The following is an 11,694-nucleotide window of genomic DNA, read 5'->3' as shown; positions in this document are numbered from 1 at the left end:
AGAACTCCAGGCTAACGGATGTGGCGACCTGATTGTCTATGCTGATCAATTGCCGGTGTGATCGGGATGACAGACGGCTTTGTTGACCATTCGGACCAGTTGATTCAGGTCACTCGTTGTAGATAAAACAAAATATTGCCACTAAAAAGGCTTGTTTTCTATTTTTTTGCGAATAATCTTGTAATTCCAACAACAAAACGACGGCGGCGCTGTAAATGACTCTTCGAATCGCAATCAATGGTTTTGGCCGTATTGGCCGTAATGTCCTGCGCGCACTGTATACCCAAGGCTATCGTCAGGATCTGCAGATCGTTGCGATCAACGACCTGGGTGACAGCTCGATGAATGCCCATCTGCTCAAGTACGACACCGTTCACGGCACATTCGATGCCGATGTCCAGCACGATCAGGAAAGCCTGACCGTCAACGGCGACCGTATTTCGGTCAGCGCCATTCGCAACCCGGCCGAACTGCCCTGGGCCGCGGAGAAGGTCGACGTCGTGTTCGAATGCACCGGTCTGTTCACCGACCGTGCCAAAGCCGCCGCCCATATTACGGCCGGCGCACGCAAAGTGATTATCTCGGCCCCGGCCAAAGGCGCCGACGCCACTGTGGTTTATGGGGTTAACCACGACATTCTGCGCCAGTCGCACCAGATCATCTCCAACGCCTCGTGCACCACCAACTGCCTGGCCCCGGTGGCCCAGGTGCTGCACCGCGAGCTGGGCATCGAAAGCGGTCTGATGACCACCATCCATGCCTACACCAACGACCAGAACCTGACCGACGTCTACCACACCGACCCGTACCGCGCCCGTTCCGCCACCCAGAACATGATCCCGAGCAAGACCGGCGCCGCTGAAGCAGTAGGCCTGGTACTGCCGGAGCTGGCGGGCAAACTGACCGGCATGGCGGTGCGTGTTCCAGTGATCAACGTGTCGCTGGTGGACCTGACCGTGCAGCTCAAGCGCGAAGCGTCGGCCGATGAAGTGAATGCGCTGCTCAAACAAGCCAGCCAGCACTCGAAGATTCTCGGCTACAACGCCCTGCCGCTGGTATCCAGCGACTTCAATCACAACCCGCTGTCGTCGATCTTCGACGCCAACCACACCAAGTCCAGCGGCAAGCTGCTCAAAGTGCTGGCCTGGTACGACAACGAGTGGGGCTTCTCCAACCGCATGCTCGATAACTGCCTGGCGCTCTGCAACGCTGAATAAGTGATGGGGCGCACGACGCCTCATTCTTTGTTGGACGCGGCCCTGTAGGAGCTGCCGAAGGCTGCGATCTTTTGACCTTGATTTTCATGGGCCTCACGGCCGCCAGGATCAAAAGATCGCAGCCTGCGGCAGCTCCTACGGGTATTTGCAACGCCGAAAAATGCGTCGTCGCCGGCGCATTCTCGTCTGGAGCAGCAAGCGATGATCGGTATCAGCTTTACGCAAAAGACCATGGCGGCGCGCAAGCGTATCGCCCTGGTCGCCCATGACCATTGCAAAGTGTTTTTGCTGGACTGGGCCGAGCGGCAGAAAGACAAACTCGCGCAGCATGAACTGGTCGCCACCGGTACCACGGGGTTGTTGTTGCAACAACGCCTCGGCCTGTCGGTGGAAAGCATGATCAGCGGTCCACTGGGCGGCGACCAGCAACTCGGCGCGCAAATCGCCGAGCAGCGGGTCGACATGCTGGTGTTCTTCTGGGACCCGTTCGAACCGCAACCCCACGACCCGGACATAAAGGCGCTGCTGCGGGTCGCGGCGGTGTGGAACATCCCGGTAGCCTGCAACGAATGCAGCGCCGACTACCTGCTCAGCAGCCCGTTGATGGATCAGGCTCACGAACACCGCATCCCGGATTACGCGACCTATCTGCTGGGGCGTGGGTAAAGCGCCCGGAATCACTCTGCACAAATCCCCTGTGGGAGATTCTATGGTTGAGGGGAAACCCTCAACTTGCTTTCATCTGGCCGCGCCGTTTTTTTGAACTATGCTCGGGCTCTCGTTCCGGAGGGCCTTCGATGACTGATTTACTCACGTCCATTCAAGCCGCACTCGGCTTGCCTCACACCCCAATCCCGTTCACCTCGAGCGGCGCCCTGCCCTCGGCATTTGCCGTGACCGATCTGGCCTGCGCCAGCATTGCTGCCGCCGGCCAGGCCGCCAGCGAACTGCTGCACCGGCAAACCGGTCGTTTGCCCAGCCTTGAAGTTGACCGCCGCCTGGCGTCGTTCTGGTTCGCCACCTCGATCCGCCCCGTGGGCTGGAGCGTCCCGCCGCTGTGGGATCCGGTCGCCGGTGACTACGCGACCAAGGACGGCTGGATCCGCCTGCACACCAACGCGCCCCATCACCGCGCCGCTGCTGAGTCAGTGCTCGGCGCCTGTGCCGACCGCGCAGCGATGGCGAGCAAAGTGGCTCAGTGGGCGAAAAACGATCTGGAACAAGCGGTGGTCGAGGCCGGTGGTTGCGCCGCCGAGATGCGCAGCTGGAAGCAATGGCAAGCTCACCCCCAAGGTCGGGCCGTGAACGCCGAGCCGTTGATTCAGTTCAGCGTCGATGGCAACCAAACCGCCAAACCGTGGCAAGGCTCGGTGGCGCAACCGCTGGCCGGAATCAAGGTACTGGACCTCACGCGAGTACTCGCCGGCCCGATCGCCAGCCGCTTCCTCGCCGGGCTCGGCGCCGACGTGCTGCGCATCGACCCACCGACCTGGAATGAACCGGGCGTGGTGCCGGAAGTCACCTTGGGCAAACGCTGTGCGCGCCTGAATCTGCACGACAAAGCCGATCGCGCGGTGTTCGAAAGCCTGCTCAAGGACGCCGACATTCTGCTCCACGGCTACCGCGCCGATGCCTTGGAACGCCTGGGTTACGGCATCGCCCAACGCCAGGCACTGGCCCCCGGCCTGATCGATGTTTGCCTCAACGCGTACGGCTGGAGCGGCCCTTGGCAGAACCGTCGCGGCTTCGACAGCCTGGTGCAGATGAGCAGCGGGATTGCCGACGCGGGCATGCACTGGAAGAAATCGGATAAACCGACACCGCTGCCGGTCCAGGCCCTTGATCACGCCACCGGGTATTTGATGGCGGCCAGTGCGATCAAGCTATTGGAGCACGGTGGCTCTGCGCGGTTGTCGCTGGCACGGACGGCGAAGTTGTTGATCGAACATGGCGCCGGAACCAACGAGCCGTTGCGCGCAGAGGATGACCACGATCAAGGGATGTTGATTGAGCAAACACCGTGGGGGCCGGCCCATCGGTTGCAGGTGCCGTTGAAGATCACCGGGACGCCACTGCAATGGGCGCTGCCGGCCGGGGAACTGGGCGCCCATCGCGCGCAGTGGTGGTGATCATCAGATAGCTTTCGCGGGCAACCCTCGCGCCTACAAATGGATACCGATCCAATGTGGGAGCGTGGCTTGCCCGCGATGAGGCCCGAACAGTCACCGCAAACATCGTCGCGTAGTTGTTTTTTAACTAAACAGATAAAACGAAATAACGTTTATTCATTAATTCCAGTACCGCGCACCTGATAAATCAAATCTGTCATATAAAACAGTTATCAGAAAATTGGCGAAACCGCAGTAACACACTAATTTCAAAGCCCAAGCAATACCGCTTACGCCCACCTGACTTGCCCCCCTCTGAACAGGGCTTCCCCGGCAATACCGCTATGCCCGAGAACGATACATAAGTCTTTCATTAACAATGGAATGTGCCCATGCACTGATCTATGTCAGCTGATTGAACAGCCTGCAGAACTACTCTGTTGTCTCTCTTCTCCTGCACTGGAGTCATGCCATGTCTGAATCCCCCGGAAAACTGAAACTCGGTGCGCTCGTTGCTTTAGTGGTCGGTTCAATGATTGGTGGCGGAATATTCTCTTTGCCCCAGAACATGGCTGCCAGTGCTGACGTTGGTGCTGTTCTTATTGGTTGGGCGATTACCGCGGTGGGCATGTTGACCCTCGCTTTCGTCTTCCAGACCCTGGCCAATCGCAAGCCTGATCTGGATGGCGGTGTTTATGCCTACGCCAAGGCCGGGTTCGGCGACTACATGGGTTTCTCGTCCGCCTGGGGATACTGGATCAGTGCCTGGCTGGGCAACGTGGGTTATTTCGTTCTGCTGTTCAGCACCCTCGGTTATTTCTTTCCGATCTTCGGCGAAGGCAACACCGTTGCCGCCGTCATCGGCGCCTCGCTGCTGCTCTGGGCGGTGCACTTTCTGGTGTTACGGGGAATCAAGGAAGCGGCGTTCATCAACTTGGTGACCACCGTCGCCAAGGTCGTGCCGCTGCTGCTGTTCGTATTGATCGCCGTGTTCGCCTTCAAACTGGATATCTTCACCGCTGACATCTGGGGCGTGAAAAACCCGGACCTGGGCAGCGTGATGAACCAAGTGCGCAAGATGATGCTGGTCACCGTCTGGGTGTTCATCGGCATCGAAGGCGCGAGCATTTTCTCAGCCCGTGCCGAAGTACGCAGCGACGTGGGTAAAGCCACCGTCATCGGCTTCATCACCGTGCTGTTGTTCCTGATGCTGGTGAACGTGTTGTCCCTGGGGATCATGACCCAACCTGCACTGGCGAAACTGCAGAACCCGTCGATGGCCGCGGTGCTGGAACATGTGGTCGGTCACTGGGGCGCGGTGCTGATCAGCGTCGGCCTGATCATTTCCTTGCTCGGGGCGTTGCTGTCATGGGTGTTGCTGTGCGCGGAGATCATGTTCGCTGCCGCCAAGGACCACACCATGCCGGCGTTTTTGCGCCGTGAAAACGCCAACCTTGTACCGGCCAACGCGCTGTGGCTGACCAACGCGATGGTGCAGCTGTTCCTGATCATCACACTGTTTTCGGCCAGCACTTACCTGTCGCTGATCTACCTCGCCACCTCAATGATTCTGGTGCCGTACCTGTGGTCGGCGGCCTATGCCGTGCTGCTGGCGGTGCGCGGCGAGAGCTATGAAAACGCTGCGGCCGAGCGCAGCAAAGACCTGCTCATCGGTGGCATCGCACTGATCTACGCGATCTGGCTGCTTTACGCCGGCGGCGTCAAATACCTGCTGCTCTCCGCCCTGCTGTATGCCCCCGGCGCGATCCTGTTCGCCAAAGCCAAGCTTGAAGTCGACAAACCGGTTTTCACCAACGTCGAGAAGCTGATTTTCGCCGCTGTCGTCGCGGGCGCCCTGGTGGCGGCCTATGGGCTGTATGCCGGCTTTCTGACCCTTTAGCACTGTTGTGAAAAGCAGCACCCGATTGTTTTCATCTGGAGGAACACGTAATGACCACGGAAAAAGTTAAGTACGGCGTCCATTCCGAAGCAGGCAAACTGCGCAAAGTCATGGTTTGCTCCCCCGGCCTGGCCCACCAGCGGCTGACCCCGAACAACTGCGACGAACTGCTGTTCGATGATGTGCTGTGGGTCGCCCAAGCCAAACGCGATCACTTCGACTTCGTCACCAAGATGCGCGAGCGTGGTGTCGACGTGCTGGAAATGCACAACCTGCTGACGGACATCGTCGCGATGCCTGAAGCGCTGGACTGGATTCTGGAACGCAAGATCACCGCCAATTCGGTCGGCCTCGGCCTGGTCCATGAAGTGGGAGCCTGGCTACGTAGCCTGGAACCACGCAAGATCGCCGAGTTCCTCATCGGCGGGGTTTCCGCCGATGACCTGCCAGACAGTTTCGGTGGCAAGACCATCCAGATGTTCCGCGACTTCCTCGGTCATTCCAGCTTCATTCTGCCGCCGCTACCCAACACCCAGTTCACCCGCGACACCACCTGTTGGATCTACGGCGGTGTGACCCTGAATCCGATGTACTGGCCGGCGCGCCGTCAGGAAACCCTGCTGGCCACCGCCATCTACACATTCCACCCGCAGTTCACCAACGCTGACTTCCAGATCTGGTACGGCGACCCGGACCAGGATCACGGCAGCGCCACCCTTGAGGGCGGTGACGTGATGCCGATCGGCAACGGTGTGGTGTTAATCGGCATGGGCGAGCGCTCGTCCCGCCAGGCCATCGGCCAATTGGCGGTCAACCTGTTCAAGAACAAAGCGGTGGAACGAGTCATCGTCGCCGGCCTGCCGAAATCCCGCGCAGCGATGCATCTGGACACCGTGTTCAGCTTCTGCGACCGCGACCTGGTGACGATTTTCCCGGAAGTGGTGAAGCAGATCGTCGCCTTCAGCCTGCACCCCGATGAAAGCAAACCGGGCGGCATCGACGTGCGCCGTGAAGAAGCCAGCTTCCTCGACACCGTGGCCAAGGCCCTCAACCTCAAGGCGCTGCGCGTCGTCGAAACCGGAGGTAACGCCTTTGCCGCCGAACGCGAGCAATGGGACGACGGCAACAACGTGGTGGCGGTGGAGCCAGGCGTGGTCATCGGCTACGACCGCAACACCTACACCAACACCCTGCTGCGCAAGGCCGGCGTCGAGGTCATCACCATCAGCGCCAGTGAGCTCGGGCGCGGGCGTGGCGGTGGCCACTGCATGACCTGCCCGATCATTCGCGACCCTATCGATTATTAACTTTCAAGCCTTGGCCGATGCTTATCCAGCACGGCCGAGGGGATAACCGAAACCCAAGGAGATCCAATCATGGCTTTCAACATGCGCAACCGCAGCCTGCTCTCGCTGATGCACCACACCACTCGCGAGCTGCACTACCTGCTGGACCTGTCCCGCGACCTCAAGCGCGCCAAATACACCGGCACCGAGCGTGCGCACCTGCAAGGCAAGAACATCGCGCTGATCTTCGAAAAAACCTCGACCCGCACCCGGTGCGCCTTCGAAGTCGCGGCCCATGACCAGGGCGCCCACGTCACCTACATCGACCCGGTGTCGTCGCAGATCGGCCACAAGGAAAGCATGAAGGACACCGCCCGCGTGCTGGGGCGGATGTTCGACGCCATCGAGTACCGTGGCTTCGAACAGGAAGTCGTCGAAGAGCTGGCCAAGTTCGCCGGCGTACCGGTGTTCAACGGTCTGACCGCTGAATTCCACCCGACGCAAATGATCGCCGACACCCTGACCATGCGCGAACACAGCGACAAACCGCTGCACGACATCAGCTACGCCTACCTGGGCGATGCGCGCTACAACATGGGTAATTCGTTGCTGATGATCGGCGCCAAACTCGGCATGGACGTGCGCATCGCCGCACCGAAAGCGCTGTGGCCACATCAGGACTTCATCGATCAGTGCAAAGCCTTCGCCGAAGAGAGCGGCGCGCGCATCACCATCACCGAAGACCCGAAAGCCGCGGTCAAGGGCGTGGACTTCATCCACACCGACATCTGGGTGTCGATGGGTGAGCCGGTGGAAGCGTGGGACGAGCGCATCGAGCAACTGCTGCCGTACCAGGTCAACGCCGACATGATGAAGGCCTCGGGCAACCCGCGCGTGAAATTCATGCACTGCCTGCCGGCGTTCCACAACAGCGAAACCAAGGTCGGCAAGGACATCGCCGCACGCTATCCGCACCTGGCCAACGGCGTCGAAGTGACTGAAGAAGTCTTCGAATCGCCGGCCAACATCGCCTTCGAGCAAGCGGAAAACCGTATGCACACCATCAAGGCTATTCTGGTGTCGGCGCTGGCGGATATCTGAGGCTGAACACTTGTTCATGACCTGACCCCGCCCCCCGTAGGAGCTGCCGAAGGCTGCGATCTTTTGATCTTGATGTTGATCTTCAATGGCTCGGCAAAGATCAAGATCAAAAGACCAGGATCAAAAGATCGCAGCCTTCGGCAGCTCCTACGGGGCTCACCGAATTCTGAAAGGATCTGCATTATGCGTATCGTCGTTGCTCTGGGCGGTAATGCCCTGCTCCGCCGGGGTGAACCCCTGACTGCGGACAACCAGCGCGCCAACATCCGGATCGCCACCGAACAGATCGCCAAGGTCTACCCCGGCAACCAACTGGTGATCGCCCACGGCAATGGTCCGCAGGTCGGCCTGCTGTCGCTGCAAGCGGCGGCCTACACCCAGGTTTCTCCTTACCCGCTGGACGTGCTCGGTGCCGAAACCGAAGGCATGATCGGCTACATCATCGAACAGGAACTGGGCAACCTGCTGGACTTCGAAGTCCCGTTCGCCACCCTGCTGACCCAGGTCGAAGTCGACGCCAATGACCCGGCCTTCCGGGCTCCCAGCAAACCCATCGGCCCGGTCTACTCCAAGGCCGACGCAGAGAAACTCGCCGCCGAAAAAGGCTGGGCCATCGCCCCGGACGGCGACAAATTCCGGCGCGTGGTCGCCAGCCCGAAACCCAAACGCATCTTCGAAATCCGCCCGATCAAATGGCTGCTGGAAAAAGGCAGCATCGTGATTTGCGCCGGCGGTGGCGGCATCCCGACGATGTACGGCGCCAGCGGCAAACTGCAAGGCGTGGAAGCGGTGATCGACAAAGACCTGTGCTCGGCGCTGCTGGCCGAACAGCTTGAAAGCGATCTGTTAGTGATCGCCACCGACGTCAGCGCGGCGTTCATCGATTTCGGCAAACCCACGCAGAAAGCCATTGCCCAGGCCCACCCCGATGAAATGGACAAACTCGGCTTCGCCGCCGGCTCAATGGGACCAAAGGTCCAGGCGGCCTGCGAGTTCGCCCGCCATACTGGGAAAGTCGCGGTAATCGGTTCACTCTCGGACATCGAAGCGATCGTCCAGGGCAAGGCCGGCACCCGTATCAGCACAGCGACGCCTGGCATCAGTTATCAATAGAAAGAAACGAATAGAAAGAAACGCAGGGAGGCAGGCGTGAGGTCTGCCCTGATTCAATGCCTTTGAAGGAGAGACGCCAATGGCCAAGTTTGAGCCCGGTCACCTGCACATCGAGCGCCACGCACTGAACAAGGGCGATGTCAGCTACAACGTGTGCATCGACTATGAAGTCACCCAGGATCCCAAGGAGGGCAAAGGGATGCAGTTCACGATGCACGGCAGCATCCAGGGCAAGGAACTGACGGAGTCATTTTTCCTGCCAAAGGATCAGGCCTATAACTTCGCCAGTAACGTCACCAGAATCGCCGAGAAGTACGGCATCCCCAAGACGCTGAGCAGCATCGGTTCAATTCACCAGTACTACGATGCAATGTTCGAAGACGTGCGGGCACAGCTCAACATGAAGTCGGGCGATCCGGTCAAACCCGAACACCTGGAATAACGACTGGAAGATCAACGGATCGCAGCCTTCGGCAGCTCCTACGCCGAACGTATTCTCCTGTAGGAGCTGCCGAAGGCTGCGATCTTTTCAAGCAATCCCCCATTGCCGATTTCACCTCCAACCCTCCTCCAAGGCATACTTGCCAACCTCCGCACTCCAGAACCAAACCGCCCCATGCGCATCCACGTCAGTTTCATCGACCGCGTCGGTATCACCCAGGAAGTCCTGGCCCTGCTCGGTGGGCGCAATCTCAATCTGGATGCGGTGGAAATGGTGCCACCCAACGTCTACATCGACGCCCCGACCTTGAGCCCGGCCGTGCTCGAAGAGCTGCGCGATGCGCTGTTCAACGTGCATGGCGTGCAAGCGGTGACGGTGGTCGACATCCTTCCCGGCCAGCGCCGTCACTTGCAGCTCGATGCGCTACTCGCCGCCATGACCGATCCGGTGCTGGCCCTGGACAGCGCCGGCAAGGTGCTGCTGGCCAACCCGGCACTGATTGCCCTGTACGGTCGCGAACCGGCGGGTGAAAGCATCAGCGAGCTGTTTGCCGACCCGGCGCTGCTCGACACATTGCTGGAAAACGGCTTCCGCCTGCCGCTGCGCGAGATCACCGTCAACGGTCAAACCCTGCTGCTGGATGCCACGCCGATCACCGACGCCGGCGCCCTGCTGACCCTGTATCAACCGAACCGCATCGGTGAACGCCTCTCGGCGCTGCACCACGATCACGCTGAAGGTTTCGATGCCCTGCTCGGCGAATCCCCTGCCATTCGTACGCTGAAGGCTCGCGCTCAACGCGTCGCAGCCCTTGATGCACCGTTGCTGATCCAGGGTGAAACCGGCACCGGCAAAGAACTGGTGGCCCGCGCCTGCCACGCCATCAGCGCCCGCCACAGTTCGCCGTTCCTGGCCTTGAACTGCGCGGCGCTGCCGGAAAATCTCGCCGAAAGCGAACTGTTCGGCTACGCCCCCGGCGCCTTCACCGGCGCGCAACGGGGTGGCAAGCCGGGGCTGATGGAACTGGCCAACCAGGGCACGGTATTTCTCGACGAGATCGGTGAAATGTCGCCGTATTTGCAGGCGAAACTGCTGCGTTTTCTCAACGACGGCAGCTTCCGTCGGGTTGGCGGCGATCGCGAAGTGAAGGTCAACGTACGGATCCTCAGCGCGACCCACCGCGACCTGGAAAAAATGGTCAGCGAAGGCACCTTCCGCGAAGACCTGTTCTATCGCCTCAACGTGCTGAATGTCGAAGTACCGCCCCTGCGCGAGCGCGGCCAGGACATTCTGCTGCTGGCGCGCTACTTCATGCAGCAGGCCTGCGCGCAGATCCAGCGCCCGGTCTGTCGCCTGGCCCCCGGCACCTACCCGGCGCTGCTGGGTAACCGTTGGCCAGGTAACGTGCGGCAATTGCAGAACGTGATCTTCCGCGCCGCGGCGATCTGCGAAAGCAGCCTGGTGGACATCGGCGACCTCGACATTGCCGGCACCTCTGTGGCACGCCAGAGCGATACCGAGGTCGACAGCCTCGAACAGGCCATGGAAGAGTTCGAGAAAGATCTGCTGGAAAAGCTCTACGTCAGCTACCCCTCGACCCGCCAACTGGCCAGCCGCCTGCAAACCTCCCACACCGCGATTGCCCATCGGTTGCGCAAGTACGGGATTCCCAATAAGCCGTGAGGCTTACTCGGTCGGATGTTGGAACACCGTCTTCAATCCGACACATCCCCCGTAGGAGCTGCCGAAGGCTGCGATCTTTTGACTTTCGCCTTGTAGTGCCTGGGACAAGATCGCAGCCTTCGGCAGCTCCTACGGGTCGGGTTCCAATTCAAGGGTTTCTAACCTGTTTAAAAGCGACCTCCATCTGTACTGAAAGCGCTACAGTGGAATGATATCGATACACCCCTTCCTGATCAGCGCTGTCCAAGGCTTTGATCCACCTAAGCTTTTTTCTTTGGTTCGAGCTGTAGCGATTTCGCTACAGCTACAGAAACACGACGGTCCATACAAAATCATAAGTCATTGTTTTTAAACAACAAAATAACATTGGCCGCGATTTTGCTAAGTAACCACTCATAAAGCAGGGCATTGCCCCTGCATTCCATCGCGTCCACCAGACGAGTCTGGCCCCCTTAGGAGTTTCCATGAGCGAGTTGCGTTTTACTGAAGATCACGAATGGCTGCGCACCGAAGCTGACGGCACCGTTACGGTCGGCATCACCGCTTTCGCACAGAACGCACTGGGCGACGTGGTTTTCGTACAACTGCCTGAGCTGCAGTCCTACGACAAAGGCGCAGAAGCCGCCACCGTGGAATCGGTAAAAGCTGCCAGCGGCGTGTACATGCCTCTGGACGGAGAAGTGGTCGAGACCAACCCGGCCCTCGATAGCAGCCCTGAACTGGTCAACGAAGATCCGCTGGGCGAAGGCTGGTTCTTCCGCTTCAAGCCAACCGACGCCTCGGCTGTCGGCCAACTGCTGGATCAAGACGCTTACGACCGTCTGATTGCCCAAGCCTGAGGAGC

The 11,694-nt window shown here is 59.8% G+C and carries 10 protein-coding genes; all 10 read left to right on the top strand.

Features of this window, described 5'->3' with window-relative positions:
• Positions 1 to 215: 215 nt before the first annotated feature.
• The 10 genes from gap to gcvH all read left to right on the top strand — a co-directional run bounded on the left by gap (position 216) and on the right by gcvH (position 11,689).
• Positions 216 to 1,217, top strand: a complete 1,002-nt coding sequence (gap, locus tag ACEN9A_RS05700) for a type I glyceraldehyde-3-phosphate dehydrogenase (protein WP_007934706.1) — start codon at positions 216 to 218, stop codon at positions 1,215 to 1,217.
• A gap of 201 nt (positions 1,218 to 1,418) precedes the next feature.
• Complete coding sequence (locus tag ACEN9A_RS05695) at positions 1,419 to 1,883, top strand: methylglyoxal synthase (RefSeq protein WP_007934704.1); 465 nt, start codon at positions 1,419 to 1,421, stop codon at positions 1,881 to 1,883.
• Between the two features lie 131 nt (positions 1,884 to 2,014).
• Positions 2,015 to 3,346 carry a CoA transferase gene (locus ACEN9A_RS05690; RefSeq protein WP_258672605.1) on the top strand — a complete coding sequence of 444 codons (1,332 nt, stop codon included), beginning with the start codon at positions 2,015 to 2,017 and terminating at the stop codon, positions 3,344 to 3,346.
• 451 nt (positions 3,347 to 3,797) lie between these two features.
• Complete coding sequence (arcD, locus tag ACEN9A_RS05685) at positions 3,798 to 5,225, top strand: arginine-ornithine antiporter (RefSeq protein ID WP_258672603.1); 1,428 nt, start codon at positions 3,798 to 3,800, stop codon at positions 5,223 to 5,225.
• 50 nt (positions 5,226 to 5,275) lie between these two features.
• The gene (gene arcA / locus ACEN9A_RS05680; RefSeq protein WP_258672601.1) at positions 5,276 to 6,532 is read left to right on the top strand and encodes an arginine deiminase; all 1,257 of its coding nucleotides are present in this window, start codon (positions 5,276 to 5,278) and stop codon (positions 6,530 to 6,532) included.
• Between the two features lie 69 nt (positions 6,533 to 6,601).
• The gene (locus tag ACEN9A_RS05675; RefSeq protein WP_258672597.1) at positions 6,602 to 7,612 is read left to right on the top strand and encodes an ornithine carbamoyltransferase; all 1,011 of its coding nucleotides are present in this window, start codon (positions 6,602 to 6,604) and stop codon (positions 7,610 to 7,612) included.
• Between the two features lie 183 nt (positions 7,613 to 7,795).
• Positions 7,796 to 8,725 carry a carbamate kinase gene (arcC, locus tag ACEN9A_RS05670; RefSeq protein WP_258672594.1) on the top strand — a complete coding sequence of 310 codons (930 nt, stop codon included), beginning with the start codon at positions 7,796 to 7,798 and terminating at the stop codon, positions 8,723 to 8,725.
• A 79-nt stretch (positions 8,726 to 8,804) separates the two neighbouring features.
• Positions 8,805 to 9,167 carry a DUF5064 family protein gene (locus ACEN9A_RS05665; RefSeq protein ID WP_258672593.1) on the top strand — a complete coding sequence of 121 codons (363 nt, stop codon included), beginning with the start codon at positions 8,805 to 8,807 and terminating at the stop codon, positions 9,165 to 9,167.
• A 174-nt stretch (positions 9,168 to 9,341) separates the two neighbouring features.
• Positions 9,342 to 10,850 carry a transcriptional regulator GcsR gene (gene gcsR, locus ACEN9A_RS05660; protein ID WP_258672591.1) on the top strand — a complete coding sequence of 503 codons (1,509 nt, stop codon included), beginning with the start codon at positions 9,342 to 9,344 and terminating at the stop codon, positions 10,848 to 10,850.
• A 464-nt stretch (positions 10,851 to 11,314) separates the two neighbouring features.
• Positions 11,315 to 11,689: a glycine cleavage system protein GcvH gene (gene gcvH, locus ACEN9A_RS05655; protein ID WP_018926486.1), complete on the top strand. Its 375-nt coding sequence runs from the start codon at positions 11,315 to 11,317 to the stop codon at positions 11,687 to 11,689.
• Positions 11,690 to 11,694: the final 5 nt, after the last annotated feature.

Source organism: Pseudomonas sp. Pseusp18, assembly GCF_059506005.1.
Note: the sequence above shows the minus strand (reverse complement) of the source record. Positions and strands in the feature narration are given on the sequence as shown.

Bases quoted from the DNA above. Each gene is read 5' to 3' on its own strand.
- ACEN9A_RS05690 (WP_258672605.1), top strand. From the start codon at position 2,015: ATGACTGATTTACTCACGTCCATTCAAGCCGCACTCGGCTTGCCTCAC.
- ACEN9A_RS05665 (WP_258672593.1), top strand. From the start codon at position 8,805: ATGGCCAAGTTTGAGCCCGGTCACCTGCACATCGAGCGCCACGCACTG.
- ACEN9A_RS05675 (WP_258672597.1), top strand. From the start codon at position 6,602: ATGGCTTTCAACATGCGCAACCGCAGCCTGCTCTCGCTGATGCACCAC.
- gcsR (WP_258672591.1), top strand. From the start codon at position 9,342: ATGCGCATCCACGTCAGTTTCATCGACCGCGTCGGTATCACCCAGGAA.
- arcC (WP_258672594.1), top strand. From the start codon at position 7,796: ATGCGTATCGTCGTTGCTCTGGGCGGTAATGCCCTGCTCCGCCGGGGT.
- ACEN9A_RS05695 (WP_007934704.1), top strand. From the start codon at position 1,419: ATGATCGGTATCAGCTTTACGCAAAAGACCATGGCGGCGCGCAAGCGT.
- gcvH (WP_018926486.1), top strand. From the start codon at position 11,315: ATGAGCGAGTTGCGTTTTACTGAAGATCACGAATGGCTGCGCACCGAA.
- arcD (WP_258672603.1), top strand. From the start codon at position 3,798: ATGTCTGAATCCCCCGGAAAACTGAAACTCGGTGCGCTCGTTGCTTTA.
- arcA (WP_258672601.1), top strand. From the start codon at position 5,276: ATGACCACGGAAAAAGTTAAGTACGGCGTCCATTCCGAAGCAGGCAAA.
- gap (WP_007934706.1), top strand. From the start codon at position 216: ATGACTCTTCGAATCGCAATCAATGGTTTTGGCCGTATTGGCCGTAAT.